This is a genomic window from Caballeronia sp. PC1 (assembly GCF_021353155.1).
Classification (GTDB): Bacteria; Pseudomonadota; Gammaproteobacteria; order Burkholderiales; family Burkholderiaceae; genus Caballeronia; species Caballeronia cordobensis.
In genome coordinates this window covers 3139147-3155149 of sequence record NZ_JAJUBH010000001.1, presented here as the reverse complement: position 1 = coordinate 3155149, position 16003 = coordinate 3139147, and the positions used below count along the sequence as shown (strand labels likewise).

The window sequence follows — 16003 nt, the reverse complement described above, 5'->3', positions numbered from 1 at the left end:
CAGTGGCCTTGCCAACCAAGTCGCAAACACTCCCTGGAGATCTAATCAATGAAAAAGTCGCTTCTCGCTCTCGCTGCATTGGGCGCTTTCGCTGGCGCCGCACATGCGCAGAGCAGCGTGACGCTGTACGGCATCATCGACGCAGGCTTCGCGTACAACAACAACAGCAACGGCCAAAAGCTGTATGCAATGAACAGCGGCAACCTGCAGGGCAGTCGTTGGGGCCTGCGTGGCACGGAAGACCTCGGTGGCGGTCTGAAGGCCATCTTCGTGTTGGAAAACGGCTTCAACGTGTTCAATGGCCAGCTTGGTCAGGGCGGCGCTGAATTCGGCCGTCAGGCGTATGTCGGTCTCGGCTCGCAGTTCGGCACGGTCACGCTGGGTCGCCAGTACGACTCCGTGGTCGACTTCACCGGCGCATTCGAAGTCGGTAGCCAGTGGGCTTCGTACTTCGGCGCGCACCCGGGTGACCTGGACAACATGAACAACTCGAATCGCGTGAACAACGCGATCAAGTTCACGAGCGCGAACTACGCTGGCTTCACGTTCGGCGGCCTGTACAGCCTGGGCGGCAACGCTGGCCAGTTCAACCGTAACCAGATCTGGTCGGTTGGTCTCGGCTACTCGCAAGGCCCCCTGCAGTTGGGCGCGGGCTACTTGAACGTCAAGGACCCGAACTACTCGTTCTTCGGCAACACCCCGAACAGCCGCACGGCGACGACCGCGGGCGCGACGACGTCGAACTTCGGTTCGAGCCGCGTGATCAACGGTTACGCTTCGGCCAAGACGCAGCAAGTGATCTCGGCTGGCGGTGCTTACACGTTCGGCGCGGCGACTGTCGGCGCAACGTATAGCAACACGCAGTTCAAGGATCTCGGTTCGGAGCCGGGCACGGGCCTGACGCCGACGGGCGGCTTCACGGGCGGCACGGGCAAGTTCCACAACGCCGAAATCAACTTCAAGTATCAGTTGACCCCGGCTCTGCTGCTGGGCGTGGCGTACGACTACACGAAGGGCTACGGCCTGGGTGACGCCAAGTACCATCAGGCAATGCTCGGCGCGGACTACTTCCTGTCGAAGCGCACGGACGTGTACATCGACGGCGTGTACCAGCACGCAAGCGGCACGGATTCGACGAACCGTACGGCTGTGGCAAACATCAACGGTCTGTCGCCGTCGTCGACGTCGAACCAGGTTGCTGCTGTCGTCGGCATCCGTCACAAGTTCTAATAAGGTCGTAACAAAGCAGTACGCTCTGAAAGGCGCCTTCGGGCGCCTTTTTTTCGTCCTGACGGCGAAAGGCGCGTCACGTCCGGCCAACAAAAAGCCGTCGCGTCTCACGACGCGACGGCTTTCTATCTGCGGGCGGCGGCCTGACGGCTACGCGCGGCCGTCGCGCAGTTCGCGCCGCAGGATCTTGCCGACATTGCTCTTCGGCAGATCGTTGCGGAACTCGATCGTCCGCGGACGCTTGTAGCCCGTGAGCCGCTCCTTGCAATAGGCCATGACGTCGGCTTCGGTCAGACTCTGATCCTTGCGCACGATAAAAAGCTTCACCGCCTCGCCGGACGCCTGATCCTTCACGCCGACCGCCGCAACTTCGAACACGCCCGGCAACATGGCCACGACGTCCTCGATCTCGTTCGGATACACGTTGAAACCCGACACGAGGATCATGTCCTTCTTGCGATCGACGATCTTCACGAACCCTCGATCATCCAACACGCCGACATCGCCCGAACGGAAAAAGCCGTCGTCGGTCATGACCTTCGCGGTTTCGTCGGGCCGGTTCCAGTAGCCTGCCATAACCTGAGGACCGCGAATGCAGATCTCGCCGGGCTGGCCGAGCGGCACCTCGTTGTTGTCATCGTCACGAATGGAGATTTCTGTCGACGGAAGCGGCAAGCCGATGGTGCCCGTGTATTCGGTCGCCGTGACCGGGTTGCAGGTCACGCACGGCGAAGTTTCGGAAAGGCCGTAGCCTTCCACGATCGGCACGCCGGTCGCGGCGAACCACCGTTTGGCCACGGCCTCCTGGACCGCCATGCCGCCGCCGTTCGCCGCGATGAGCTTGGAAAAATCGAGCTTGCCGAAGTCCGGATGATTCAACAGCGCGTTATAGAGCGTGTTGACAGCCGGGAACGTGTTGATCGGAATGCCCTTCAACTCCTTGATCGTTCCCGCAATATCGCGCGGATTCGGTATGAGCACGCCGAGGCCGCCAGTGCGGATCGTCAGCATGCCGCACACCGTCAGCGCGAAGATGTGATAAAGCGGCAGCGCGACCACGCAGACGAACTGGTCGATATCCGGTCGGCGCTTGCGGGCCGGATCGAGCCAGACTTCGGATTGCAGCGTGTTTGCGATCACATTGCGATGCGTGAGCGTCGCGCCCTTGGCCACACCCGTCGTACCGCCTGTGTATTGCAGGAACGCGATGTCGTCGGGCGTCTGCGCGACCGACTGCAGCGTGATGCGTGCGCCATCCGCGAGCGCGTCATTGAAACGGACGCTGCCGGGGATGGACCATTCGGGCACCATTTTCTTCACGTGCCGCACGACCAAGTTCACCAGGAGCCCCTTCATGCCCATAAGATCGCCCATCGACGCGACGACCACATGCTTGATCGCTGTATTCTTGACGACGGCCTGGAGCGTGGCCGCGAAATTCTCGAGAATGACGATCGCTTCCGCGCCGCAGTCCTTGAGCTGATGCTCGAGTTCGCGCGGCGTATAAAGCGGATTCACGTTGACGACGATGTAGCCGGCGCGCAGCACCGCCGCGATCGCAACGGGATACTGCAGGACGTTCGGCATCATCAGCGCGACGCGTGCGCCCGGCTTCATGCCTCGCCGCTGGAACCACGCGGCCAGCTTTTTCGACATCGCGTCGAGCTCGCCATAGGTGATCGACTGGCCCATGCATACGAACGCGCGGCGATCGCGGTTCGCGCGGAAACTGTCTTCGAGCAACTCGGAAACCGACCGATACGCGGATGCGTCGATCTCGGCAGGCACGCCGGCCGGATAGGATTTCAGCCAGGGTTTCTCCATACGGCGTCTCCTTTATAAGATTTTAGAATGGTCGTGCGGAAACGAGATCCTAGCTTTTCGACACGTCTCCGACAACTGGGTTAGACGCCATGCCTCAGACTCGTCCGAGCCCGCCGTTCCGATACGGGTCAATGCATCCGCTCCACTTCGACCAGGCAGTCGTAGAAGGTTGCCGACCGGCCGAGGTCGGTCAATGCCTGGCTCGTGACTTGATTGGCGTTGCAGCCGTCCGGCGATAACTTCTTCCACCAGATCGACAGACCGACGACCACGCCTTCGCGCGCGCGCGGCGTCAGGCGAGCGCGTGCCTGCATCGAGCCGCGGTCGTTGAAAATTCGCACGAACGCGCCGTCGGAGATACCGCGCGCTTCGGCGTCGTCGGGATGAATGTCCAGATGCGGTTCGCGCTCCGCGGCGCGCAAACTCTCGATGTTCACGAAGCTGCTGTTTAGAAAATTGCGTGCGGGCGGCGAGATCATCGCGAGCGGATAGCGGGCGGCCAGTTCCGGCGAACCATCGACGGATTCGTACGGCGGCAAATAATCCGGCAGCGGATCGAGGCCTTCGCGCGCCAGACGCTCGCTATAGAACTCGCATTTGCCCGACGGCGTGCGAAACGCGCCGTCGGCGAGCGGTGCGTCGGCGATATCGAGCTTCAGCCAGCCCGAGGCCTTCAGCGTCTCCCAACTCTGCCCTTCGAGCGTGCGGTCGTCCCAGCGAAAGGCTTGCGATGCGATCTGCTCGTCGGTCTCGAAAAGCGCCGGCTCGGTGAGCCGCATCGCGCGCGCGAGACCGCGGAAGATTTCCGTGTTCGGGCGCGCTTCGCCGACGGGTTCGATCGCCGGCAGATTCGCCATGACGTGCGTGTGCCCGTATGACTTGTGGACGTCGAGGTGTTCGAGCTGTGTCGTCGCGGGGAAGATCAGATCGGCATAGTCAGCGGTGTCTGTCTGGAAGTGTTCGAGCACGATTGTGAACAGATCCTCGCGCGCGAAACCCGCCGCGACCTTCGCCGAATCGGGCGCAACCGCGACCGGGTTCGAGTTGTAGACGATCAGCGCTTCGATTTTCGGCCCGAAGGTTTCATCGCCCGGATGCAGCAGCGCGTCGCCGATCGCATTCATGTTGATCGCCCGGGGCATCTTCGACGGCCCGTCGGGCAACAAATCCGGGCGCTCGAGTGCGCTGCCGTCGATGGGCGCCCAACCCGACGACGAGAGCAACAAACCGCCGGCACGCTCGCGCCACGCGCCCGTCAACGATGGCAGGCAGGCGATCGCGCGGACGGCATTGCCGCCACCGCGCACGCGCTGCATGCCGTAGTTGAGGCGGATCGCGGCCTTTTTCGTTGCCCCGAAAGCGCGCGCGAGCTCGACGATCTCGCTTTCCTCGATGCCGCAGACCTGCGCTGCGCGCGCGGGCGGGTACTGCGCGGCACGCGCCGCGAGTTCGTCGAAACCTACGGTATGTGCGCTCACATAGTCGTGGTCGATCAGATTTTCGCGGATGAGCACTTCGATCATGCCGAGCGCGAGCGCGGCATCGGTGCCCGGGCGCAGCGCGATGTGCTGATGGCATTTCTCCGCCGTCAACGATCTATACGGGTCGATCGCGATCAGTTTCGCACCGCGTCGCTTGGCCTCCTGCGCACGCGTCCAGAAGTGCAGGCTCGATGCGATCGGGTTCGAGCCCCAGATCAGAATCAGCTCGCTTTCTTCGTAAAACTCGCTATGCATGCCGATGCTCGCGCCATACGTGTAGCGCAGGCCGGCCGCGCCCGCGGCGGCGCAAATGGTGCGCTCAAGGCGCGATGCGCCCAAGACGTTGAAGAACCGGGCAGCGATGCTTTCGCCTTGCACCAGGCCCATCGTGCCGGCGTAGCTATACGGAACGATGGCTTCCGGCGCTCGCCGGGCCACCGTTTCCAGACGTTCGGCGGCAAGCTGCAATGCCTCGTCCCAGCCGATCGGTTCGAATCGGCCCTCGCCCTTTTTTCCGACGCGCCGCAGTGGCGTCAGCAGCCGATCCTTGTGATGCGTGCGCTCGGCGTAGCGTGTGACCTTGGTGCACAACACGCCTTGCGTCGGTGGGTGATCGGGATCACCGCTGATCTTGACCGCTTTGCCGTCCTTGACCGCTACGCGCATCGCGCATGTGTCGGGGCAATCGTGCGGGCAAACGGCTCGGGCAAACTCGGCTGGAGCGTTCATCGAAAAGTCCGGTAAATCAGAATAAAGGGCGGCAAATGATGGAATTCTATTACGCGAACTATGCGATCGACCGTCCGGTACGGGAAATAGTGGCGACGTAGAATGAAGAACCAGGCGCGGTCCAAACGCACAATCCGAATTCAATCGAGAGAGCAGTTCAAATGAATCTGATCCCGGAAATGGAAGCATCGCACGAGGAAATCAAAACGCTCCGACGAACGATCCACGCTCACCCGGAATTGCGCTACGAGGAGGTTGGCACGGCGAAGCTGGTCGCCGATAACCTCGAACGATGGGGAATCGAAGTCCATCGGGGAGTGGGCAAAACGGGAGTCGTGGGCGTGCTGAAGCGCGGCTCTGGCGCAAAGTCGATTGGACTTCGCGCGGATATGGACGCACTGCCTATTCAGGAGATGAACACGTTCGGGCATCGATCGACAAACGACGGTCGCATGCACGCGTGCGGCCACGACGGGCATACGGCGATGCTGCTCGGCGCTGCGAAGCATCTGGCCGAGCACGGTACGTTCGACGGGACTGTCGTTTTCATCTTTCAGCCGGCTGAAGAAGGCGGCGCGGGCGCGAAGGCCATGATCGAAGATGGTCTTTTCGATCGCTTTCCGGTGGATGCGGTGTTTGGCATTCACAATTGGCCCGGCATCCCCGCTGGTCATTTCGGTGTGACCGAAGGGCCGATCATGGCGTCGAGTAACGAGTTTCGCATCACGATCTGCGGTACCGGTTCGCACGCGGCCCTGCCTCACAATGGGCGCGATCCTGTGTTTACCGCGGTTCAAATCGCCAACGGGCTTCAGAGCATCATTACGCGAAACAAGAAGCCGATCGATACGGCGGTCCTCTCGATCACTCAGATCCACGCTGGCGAGGCGGCGAACGTCGTTCCGGATCGAGCCTGGCTTGGCGGGACCGTGCGCACCTTCACTGTGCAAACGCTCGATCTGATCGAAGAGCGCATGCGCAAGATTGTCGAAGCGACGGCTGCCGCCTATGACTGCGACGTGGAAGTGCACTTCAACAGGAATTATCCGCCGACGATCAACGCGCCTGAGGAAGCGAGATTCGCGGCGGAAGTCATGGCAGAGGTCGTAGGGAAGGAAAAAGTCGATGACGCCGTCGAACCGACGATGGGCGCGGAGGACTTTTCGTTCATGCTTCTCGAAAGGCCTGGATGCTATGCCTTTCTGGGCAATGGCGATGGCGGACATCGCGAACACGGCCATGGTGCCGGGCCATGCATGTTGCATAACGCCAGCTATGACTTCAACGATGATCTGCTGTCGATCGGATCGACTTATTGGGTACGTTTGGCTGAACGCTTTATGGCGCGCTGAAAGCGTAGCAGCGTGGATGGTTGCTGCGGCTTCCGATGGTCACACGGAGCGTTTTGAATCGCTAGGGCGCGCCGAAATGCAAAAACCCCACCTTTGCGGGGTGGGGTTTTTATTTGCGGCATGAGGAGCCTGACGATTACCTACTTTCACACGGGTGATCCGCACTATCATCGGCGTGGAGTCGTTTCACGGTCCTGTTCGGGATGGGAAGGGGTGGTACCGACTCGCTATGGTCATCAGGCATGACTTGTTGCTGTGTCGTCTTGGGGACGCGACAGCCAATCTGGGAAGAAGTAGCAGTGTTTGGGGTGGTGATCGTGGCACAACGATACTCAACCAGGAAGACACACTGGTTATAGGATCAAGCCTTACGGGCAATTAGTATCAGTTAGCTCAATGCATTACTGCACTTACACACCTGACCTATCAACGTCCTGGTCTGGAACGACCCTTCAAGGGGCTCGAAGCCCCGGGGATATCTCATCTTAAGGCGAGTTTCCCGCTTAGATGCTTTCAGCGGTTATCTCTTCCGAACATAGCTACCCGGCGATGCGACTGGCGTCACAACCGGTACACCAGAGGTTCGTCCACTCCGGTCCTCTCGTACTAGGAGCAGCCCCCTTCAAATATCCAACGCCCACGGCAGATAGGGACCAAACTGTCTCACGACGTTTTAAACCCAGCTCACGTACCTCTTTAAATGGCGAACAGCCATACCCTTGGGACCGGCTACAGCCCCAGGATGAGATGAGCCGACATCGAGGTGCCAAACACCGCCGTCGATATGAACTCTTGGGCGGTATCAGCCTGTTATCCCCAGAGTACCTTTTATCCGTTGAGCGATGGCCCTTCCATACAGAACCACCGGATCACTATGACCTGCTTTCGCACCTGCTCGACTTGTCGGTCTCGCAGTTAAGCACGCTTATGCCATTGCACTATCAGCACGATTTCCGACCGTACCTAGCGTACCTTCGTACTCCTCCGTTACACTTTGGGAGGAGACCGCCCCAGTCAAACTGCCTACCATGCACTGTCCCCGATCCGGATCACGGACCAAGGTTAGAACCTCAAACAAACCAGGGTGGTATTTCAAGGACGGCTCCACCAAGACTAGCGTCCTGGTTTCATAGCCTCCCACCTATCCTACACAGATCGGTTCAAAGTCCAATGCAAAGCTACAGTAAAGGTTCATGGGGTCTTTCCGTCTAGCCGCGGGAGATTGCATCATCACAAACACTTCAACTTCGCTGAGTCTCGGGAGGAGACAGTGTGGCCATCGTTACGCCATTCGTGCAGGTCGGAACTTACCCGACAAGGAATTTCGCTACCTTAGGACCGTTATAGTTACGGCCGCCGTTTACCGGGACTTCAATCAAGAGCTTGCACCCCATCATTTAATCTTCCGGCACCGGGCAGGCGTCACACCCTATACGTCCACTTTCGTGTTTGCAGAGTGCTGTGTTTTTATTAAACAGTCGCAGCCACCAGTTTATTGCAACCCTTTCACCCTCCTGGCGCAGGCCAGTCAAGCTACAAGGGCGTACCTTATCCCGAAGTTACGGTACCAATTTGCCGAGTTCCTTCTCCCGAGTTCTCTCAAGCGCCTTAGAATACTCATCTCGCCCACCTGTGTCGGTTTGCGGTACGGTCACTATTAGACTGAAGCTTAGAGGCTTTTCTTGGAACCACTTCCAATTGCTTCGCTTCCGAAGAAGCTCGCGCCACACCCTTGAATTACGTGCCCGGATTTGCCTAAGCACCTTCTCCAATGCAGCGACCGGGACTTCCAACACCCGGACAACCTTCCGCGATCCGTCCCCATCGCATCTAACAATGGTGCAGGAATATTGACCTGCTTCCCATCAGCTACGCATTTCTGCCTCGCCTTAGGGGCCGACTCACCCTACGCCGATGAACGTTGCGTAGGAAACCTTGGGCTTACGGCGAGGGGGCTTTTCACCCCCTTTATCGCTACTCATGTCAGCATTCGCACTTCCGATACCTCCAGCATGCCTTTCGACACACCTTCGCAGGCTTACGGAACGCTCTCCTACCACACGCACTTACGTGCGCATCCGCAGCTTCGGTGACTGGCTTGAGCCCCGTTACATCTTCCGCGCAGGACGACTCGATCAGTGAGCTATTACGCTTTCTTTAAAGGGTGGCTGCTTCTAAGCCAACCTCCTGACTGTTTTAGCCTTCCCACTTCGTTTCCCACTTAGCCAATCTTTGGGACCTTAGCTGGCGGTCTGGGTTGTTTCCCTCTTGACACCGGACGTTAGCACCCGATGTCTGTCTCCCGTGATTGCACTCTTCGGTATTCGGAGTTTGCTATGGCGTAGTAATCCGCAATGGACCCCACAACCATGACAGTGCTCTACCCCGAAGGTGATACACGAGGCACTACCTAAATAGTTTTCGGAGAGAACCAGCTATTTCCAAGTTTGTTTAGCCTTTCACCCCTATCCACAGCTCATCCCCTAACTTTTCAACGTTAGTGGGTTCGGTCCTCAGTACGTGTTACCGCACCTTCAACCTGGCCATGGATAGATCACTTGGTTTCGGGTCTACGCCCAGCAACTGATCGCCCTATTCGGACTCGCTTTCGCTACGCCTGCCTTAATCAGTTAAGCTCGCTACTGAACGTAAGTCGCTGACCCATTATACAAAAGGTACGCCGTCACCCCTTGCGAGGCTCCGACTGTTTGTATGCATGCGGTTTCAGGATCTATTTCACTCCCCTCCCGGGGTTCTTTTCGCCTTTCCCTCACGGTACTGGTTCACTATCGGTCGATCACGAGTATTTAGCCTTGGAGGATGGTCCCCCCATCTTCAGACAGGATTTCACGTGTCCCGCCCTACTTGTCGTACCCCTAGTTCTTCCATCCTATTTTCGTCTACAGGGCTATCACCTGCTATGGCCGCACTTTCCAGAGCGTTCGACTAATACGATATATAAATATTACAGTCTGGTCCCATTTCGCTCGCCACTACTTTGGGAATCTCGGTTGATTTCTGTTCCTGCGGTTACTTAGATGTTTCAGTTCACCGCGTTCGCTCCACGCAACCTATGTATTCAGTTGCGGGTGACCCATACGGGCCGGGTTTCCCCATTCGGATATCGGAGGATCAAAGCTCGTTTGCCAGCTCCCCTCCGCTTTTCGCAGGCTACCGCGTCCTTCATCGCCTGTGATCGCCAAGGCATCCACCACATGCACTTGTTCGCTTGACCCTATAACGAGTGTGTCTCTCGACTCACCACGTCATAGGCTGAGTATTCGCGTTGTGCCGTATTCCAAAGCAATCTTTCGATCACCTTTTCATACTTGATACAATCACTACCCTGACTACCCGACTCGCACCCATCTCTAAGTGCTTTTAGATAGTCTCTTTACTACTTCTTCCAGATTGTTAAAGAACGTTTAGCCGACAGGATCACTTCAACTCCTGCAGCATCAACTGGCTTCAATCGCCAATGCTTAATGTTCACGCTTAGTGAACACTAGGCATTGAGGATTGGTGGAGGATGACGGGATCGAACCGACGACCCCCTGCTTGCAAAGCAGGTGCTCTCCCAGCTGAGCTAATCCCCCAAGTCTCTCGAGTCTGCTCGATCATCCGATCGACTCATCCTGACCGTGGTGGGTCTGGATGGATTCGAACCATCGACCCCCGCCTTATCAAGACGGTGCTCTAACCGACTGAGCTACAGACCCAAAGCCTGTCTTAAACAACAGCCGATAAGCGTGAGCGCTTAACTTTAAGTGCGAAGCTCGAGAAAGGAGGTGATCCAGCCGCACCTTCCGATACGGCTACCTTGTTACGACTTCACCCCAGTCATGAATCCCACCGTGGTAAGCGCCCTCCTTGCGGTTAGGCTACCTACTTCTGGTGAAACCCACTCCCATGGTGTGACGGGCGGTGTGTACAAGACCCGGGAACGTATTCACCGCGGCATGCTGATCCGCGATTACTAGCGATTCCAGCTTCACGCAGTCGAGTTGCAGACTGCGATCCGGACTACGATCGGTTTTCTGGGATTGGCTCCACCTCGCGGCTTGGCAACCCTCTGTTCCGACCATTGTATGACGTGTGAAGCCCTACCCATAAGGGCCATGAGGACTTGACGTCATCCCCACCTTCCTCCGGTTTGTCACCGGCAGTCTCCTTAGAGTGCTCTTGCGTAGCAACTAAGGACAAGGGTTGCGCTCGTTGCGGGACTTAACCCAACATCTCACGACACGAGCTGACGACAGCCATGCAGCACCTGTGCGCCGGTTCTCTTTCGAGCACCCCCACCTTTCAGCAGGGTTCCGACCATGTCAAGGGTAGGTAAGGTTTTTCGCGTTGCATCGAATTAATCCACATCATCCACCGCTTGTGCGGGTCCCCGTCAATTCCTTTGAGTTTTAATCTTGCGACCGTACTCCCCAGGCGGTCAACTTCACGCGTTAGCTACGTTACTAAGGAAATGAATCCCCAACAACTAGTTGACATCGTTTAGGGCGTGGACTACCAGGGTATCTAATCCTGTTTGCTCCCCACGCTTTCGTGCATGAGCGTCAGTGTTGGCCCAGGGGGCTGCCTTCGCCATCGGTATTCCTCCACATCTCTACGCATTTCACTGCTACACGTGGAATTCTACCCCCCTCTGCCACACTCAAAGCCTGCCAGTCACCAATGCAGTTCCCAGGTTAAGCCCGGGGATTTCACATCGGTCTTAACAGACCGCCTGCGCACGCTTTACGCCCAGTAATTCCGATTAACGCTCGCACCCTACGTATTACCGCGGCTGCTGGCACGTAGTTAGCCGGTGCTTATTCTTCCGGTACCGTCATCCCACCACCATATTAGGGCGATGGTTTTCTTTCCGGACAAAAGTGCTTTACAACCCGAAGGCCTTCTTCACACACGCGGCATTGCTGGATCAGGGTTGCCCCCATTGTCCAAAATTCCCCACTGCTGCGCCTCCCGTAGGAGTCTGGGCCGTGTCTCAGTCCCAGTGTGGCTGGTCGTCCTCTCAGACCAGCTACAGATCGTCGCCTTGGTAGGCCTTTACCCCACCAACTAGCTAATCTGCCATCGGCCGCCCCTATAGCGCGAGGTCCGAAGATCCCCCGCTTTCTCCCTTAGGTCGTATGCGGTATTAATCCGGCTTTCGCCGGGCTATCCCCCACTACAGGACACGTTCCGATGTATTACTCACCCGTTCGCCACTCGCCACCAGGGTTGCCCCCGTGCTGCCGTTCGACTTGCATGTGTAAGGCATGCCGCCAGCGTTCAATCTGAGCCAGGATCAAACTCTTCAGTTCAAACCTGTTACTGTTTTCGGTTCCGTTAAGAACCGGTCGCTCACTCAACGTACTGACGATGATTATTCTGTCCTAGAACAGAAAAACCTTCCTCTGATACTTCGTGTGAGACTCTTGATACTTTTGCTATTACTGATCCCGAAAGACCAGCCGCACTCGCTATCAAGCGCCCACACTTATCGGCTGTTAGTTTTTAAAGAGCACATCGCAAGACCCTCTACTTCGCTACCGTCTTGCGTCGCTGCGTTGTCTGCAGCAGAGAAACGAGATTATGAACACCGCTTCGGTTACTGTCAACAAGAATTTCGAAGTTTTCTCGCTGACTGACTGCGCCTCAAACCACCTAAAAGGCACACCAACCGATACCGCTCTCCCGTTCCTTCGCGTTCATCGAATCGCGAAGGAACGGAATTCTAGTGAGTGAGATCGACAAGCGCAAGCGCTTTCTCGATAGAAATCACCGATGCTTGAAAACAGGCTTGCGCTTCTCGACGAAGGCCGCCATGCCTTCCTTCTGATCCTCGGTGGCGAACAACGAATGGAACAGACGCCTCTCGAAATGCACGCCTTCCGCCAACGTCGTCTCGTACGCGCGGTTGACGGCCTCCTTGGCCATCATCACGGCCGGCAAGGAGAATTCGGCGATGATCGTCGCGGCTTCGATGGCCTCATCGAGCAGACGATCCGCCCCGACGATACGCGACACCAGTCCAGCGCGCTCGGCTTCGCTGGCATCCATCATCCGCGCGGTCAGACACATGTCCATCGCCTTGGCCTTCGAAACGGCGCGCGGCAGACGCTGCGTGCCGCCCGCACCCGGAATCACGCCGAGCTTGATCTCCGGCTGGCCGAATTTGGCGGTGTCGGCGGCAATGACGATGTCGCACATCATCGCAAGCTCGCAACCGCCGCCCAGCGCGAAGCCGGCCACTGCGGCAATGACCGGTTTGCGAATCGTGCGGATCGCCTCCCAGTTGCGCGTGATGTAGTCGCCCCTATAGACATCCATATAGGAATAGCTCGCCATCATGCCGATGTCCGCCCCCGCGGCGAACGCCTTTTCGCTACCGGTCAACACGATCGCGCCGATGTTTTCGTCGGCGTCGAACGCCTTGAGCGCTGCACCCAGTTCGTCCATGAGCGCGTCGTTCAGTGCGTTGAGCGCTTTCGGGCGGTTGAGCGTGATGAGTCCAACCCGATCACGCGTTTCGACCAGCAGATTCTCGTAAGCCATTCACTCCCCCTCTCTACCCTCAGGTAAGCCCTAATGAAAAGACATCGTCACAGCATCTCGATAATGCTACCATCACCAACCAACCGGTCGGTTAATTATTAGGCCCGGCACCTTTTCCCCTACTCTTCTCGCGACCATGACACATCCGCTATTCACGAAGCACGAAGCGACGCTCGACAAAGCGCTCGCAGCCATCGAAACGCGCGGCTACTGGAGCCCGTTTGCCGAAATGCCGAGTCCCAAAGTGTACGGGGAAACGGCCAACGCCGACGGCGAAGCCGCGTTCAAGGCGCACTTCGGCAAGACGTTCGAACTCGATCAGCCTTCGACGGGCGACACCGTCGGCAAGGAACGCTCGCCGTTCGGCATCGCGCTCGACATCCGCTATCCGAAAGCCGATCCCGACGCCCTCATCAAAGCCGCTGGCGCTGCGCAGGCTGGCTGGCGCGCCGCCGGCCCGAAGGCGTGGGTTGGCGTCAGTCTCGAAATCCTGTCGCGTCTGAATCACGCCAGTTTCGAGATCGCCTACAGCGTCATGCATACGACCGGCCAGGCCTTCATGATGGCGTTCCAGGCCGGCGGCCCGCACGCGCAGGACCGCGCGCTCGAAGCCGTGGTCTATGCGTGGGACCAGTTGCGCCGCATCCCCGCTGAAGCGCATTGGGAAAAGCCGCAAGGCAAGAACCCGCCGCTCGCGATGCAAAAGCGCTTTGCCATCGTCCCGCGCGGCACCGGGCTCGTGCTCGGCTGCTGCACGTTTCCGACGTGGAACGGCTATCCGGGCATGTTCGCCGATCTCGCGACCGGCAACGCCGTCATCGTCAAACCGCATCCGGGCGCGATCCTGCCGCTCGCCATCACCGTGCGCATCGCGCGCGACGTGCTTCGCGAAGCCGGCTTCGATCCGAACGTTGTCACCCTGCTCGCGACCGAACCCAACGACGGCGCACTCGTTCAGGCGCTGGCCGTCCGTCCGGAAATCAAGCTGATCGACTTCACGGGCAGCACCCAAAACGGCAACTGGCTCGAACGCAATGCGCATCAGGCGCAGGTCTACACCGAGAAGGCGGGCGTGAATCAGATCGTCATCGATTCCGTGGATGACATGAAAGCCGCCGCGCGCAACATCGCCTTCTCGCTCGCGCTTTATTCCGGCCAGATGTGCACGGCGCCGCAGAACATCTACGTGCCGCGCGACGGCATCCGCACGGCCGAAGGCCATCTCAGTTTCGACGATGTCGCGAAATCCATCGCGGGCGCCGTCGGGAAGCTGGCATCCGATCCGGCGCGTGCCGTCGAACTCACGGGCGCGATTCAGAACGACGGCGTGGCGAGCCGCCTCGACGAAGCCCGGGCGCTCGGCGAGATCCTGCTCGATAGCCAATCCCTCGCGCACCCGGCGTTTCCTGAAGCACGCGTGCTTACGCCGCTCATTCTCAAGCTCGACGCGAAAACCGACGAAGCCAAGTTCACGAAGGAATGGTTCGGCCCGATTTCGTTCATCGTCGCCACCGACTCGACCGCGCAATCGCTCGACCTCGCCGGCTCGATCGCGCGCACGCACGGCGCATTGACGTTCGCTGCCTACAGTACCGACGACAAGGTGATCGAAGCCGCGCACGAAGCGGCCATCGAGGGCGGCGTGGCACTCTCGATCAATCTCACGGGCGGCGTGTTCGTCAATCAGACCGCAGCCTTCTCGGACTTCCACGGCACGGGCGCGAACCCGGCGGCGAACGCCGCGCTCTCCGACGCCGCTTTCGTCGCGAACCGCTTCCGCGTGGTGCAGAGCCGGGTCCATGTTGCGCCGATGGCCGCGCCGGCGGAAGCTGGCCAAACGGCATAAGCCCAAGCGACGACGAGAGCACGAAGGGCGAACGCCGTGCAAACGGCTTATGCCCTTCGGCCGAATGGAAAGCAGTCCGCCGCGCGGCTAGTATCGGAAGGTAGAGAAACCGGTCGGCAGCAGCCGTCGCGGCTGGACTCGGCGACATAGGAGAAGCAATGACAGAGAAGTCCGTGTTGTTCCGCATCGATAGCGAGACGCGTGTCGCGACGCTCACGCTCAATCGTCCGGACAAGCTGAACAGCTTCACGCGCGCGATGCATCGCGAGTTGAACGAGGCGCTCACTGAAATCGAGGCCGGCAACGCGCGGGCGCTGGTCATTACTGGCGCGGGCCGCGGTTTCTGCGCGGGCCAAGACCTGGCGGATCTCGATTTCACGCCCGGTTCGATGTCGGATCTCGGCGATCTCATCGACGAGTTCTTCAATCCGCTGGTTCGCAGGCTGCAGGCCATGCGCCTGCCGATCATCGCAGCCGTGAACGGCACGGCCGCCGGCGCCGGCGCGAACCTCGCCATGGCGTGCGATCTCGTCGTCGCGGCGCGATCCGCGAGTTTCATCCAGGCATTCGTGAAGATCGGCCTCGTGCCCGACTCGGGCGGAACGTGGCTCCTGCCGCGCCGCATGGGCGAGGCGCGCGCGCTCGGCCTCGCGCTGACAGGCGAAAAACTCAGCGCTGAAAAGGCGGAGGCCTGGGGAATTGTATGGCGCGTCGTCGAGGACGGCGAACTGCAGCAAGCGGCGGCGCAACTCGCCGCCCAACTCGCGCAACAGCCCGCGCGCGCCGTCGTCGCGATCAAGCAGGCCATCCGCGCGAGCGCCAACAAGACGTTCGACCAGCAACTCGACCTCGAACGCGATCTGCAACGCGAACTGGGCGCGTCGCCCGACTACATCGAAGGCGTGGCCGCATTCAAGGAAAAGCGCGCGCCGCGCTTCGAAGGTCTGTGAGAATCAACCAAATCCGGAGACACCCGTGACGCCACAACAACT

7 protein-coding genes, 2 tRNA genes and 3 rRNA genes are annotated in these 16003 nt (G+C 59.1%); 4 read left to right on the top strand and 8 right to left on the bottom strand.

Going from position 1 to position 16003, the window contains the following annotated elements; genetic code table 11:
• The first annotated feature begins 48 nt into the window (after positions 1 to 48).
• Positions 49 to 1230 carry a porin gene (locus tag LY284_RS15145; protein WP_014192350.1) on the top strand — a complete coding sequence of 394 codons (1182 nt, stop codon included), beginning with the start codon at positions 49 to 51 and terminating at the stop codon, positions 1228 to 1230.
• A 150-nt stretch (positions 1231 to 1380) separates the two neighbouring features.
• On the opposite strand, the gene LY284_RS15140 is transcribed toward LY284_RS15145, so the two are convergent.
• Positions 1381 to 3054 carry a long-chain fatty acid--CoA ligase gene (locus LY284_RS15140; protein ID WP_233386935.1) on the bottom strand — a complete coding sequence of 558 codons (1674 nt, stop codon included), beginning with the start codon at positions 3052 to 3054 and terminating at the stop codon, positions 1381 to 1383.
• 128 nt (positions 3055 to 3182) lie between these two features.
• Positions 3183 to 5264 carry a molybdopterin-dependent oxidoreductase gene (locus tag LY284_RS15135; RefSeq protein WP_233387187.1) on the bottom strand — a complete coding sequence of 694 codons (2082 nt, stop codon included), beginning with the start codon at positions 5262 to 5264 and terminating at the stop codon, positions 3183 to 3185.
• Positions 5265 to 5425: 161 nt separating this feature from the next.
• Here LY284_RS15135 and LY284_RS15130 point away from each other — a divergent pair, with 161 nt between their 5' ends.
• The gene (locus LY284_RS15130) at positions 5426 to 6616 is read left to right on the top strand and encodes a M20 aminoacylase family protein (RefSeq protein WP_233386933.1); all 1191 of its coding nucleotides are present in this window, start codon (positions 5426 to 5428) and stop codon (positions 6614 to 6616) included.
• 127 nt (positions 6617 to 6743) lie between these two features.
• Here the strand turns inward: LY284_RS15130 and rrf are convergent.
• The 6 genes from rrf to LY284_RS15100 all read right to left on the bottom strand — a co-directional run bounded on the left by rrf (position 6744) and on the right by LY284_RS15100 (position 13165).
• Positions 6744 to 6857 (bottom strand): 5S ribosomal RNA (gene rrf, locus LY284_RS15125).
• A gap of 116 nt (positions 6858 to 6973) precedes the next feature.
• Positions 6974 to 9851: ribosomal RNA gene (locus LY284_RS15120) — 23S ribosomal RNA — on the bottom strand.
• Between the two features lie 285 nt (positions 9852 to 10136).
• A tRNA-Ala gene (locus tag LY284_RS15115) sits at positions 10137 to 10212 on the bottom strand.
• Between the two features lie 46 nt (positions 10213 to 10258).
• Positions 10259 to 10335: transfer RNA gene (locus LY284_RS15110), tRNA-Ile, on the bottom strand.
• A gap of 62 nt (positions 10336 to 10397) precedes the next feature.
• A 16S ribosomal RNA gene (locus LY284_RS15105) occupies positions 10398 to 11931 on the bottom strand.
• Together the 16S, 23S and 5S rRNA genes with 2 tRNA genes alongside form the textbook arrangement of a ribosomal RNA operon.
• A 457-nt stretch (positions 11932 to 12388) precedes the next feature.
• Positions 12389 to 13165, bottom strand: a complete 777-nt coding sequence (locus LY284_RS15100) for an enoyl-CoA hydratase (RefSeq protein ID WP_233386931.1) — start codon at positions 13163 to 13165, stop codon at positions 12389 to 12391.
• A gap of 136 nt (positions 13166 to 13301) precedes the next feature.
• Here LY284_RS15100 and paaN point away from each other — a divergent pair, with 136 nt between their 5' ends.
• Positions 13302 to 15011, top strand: coding sequence for a phenylacetic acid degradation protein PaaN (gene paaN / locus LY284_RS15095; protein ID WP_233386929.1), 1710 nt, complete (start codon positions 13302 to 13304; stop codon positions 15009 to 15011).
• A 158-nt stretch (positions 15012 to 15169) separates the two neighbouring features.
• On the top strand, positions 15170 to 15961 hold the full coding sequence (gene paaG, locus LY284_RS15090) for a 2-(1,2-epoxy-1,2-dihydrophenyl)acetyl-CoA isomerase PaaG (protein ID WP_233386919.1): 792 nt from the start codon (positions 15170 to 15172) through the stop codon (positions 15959 to 15961).
• The last annotated feature ends 42 nt before the right edge of the window (positions 15962 to 16003 follow it).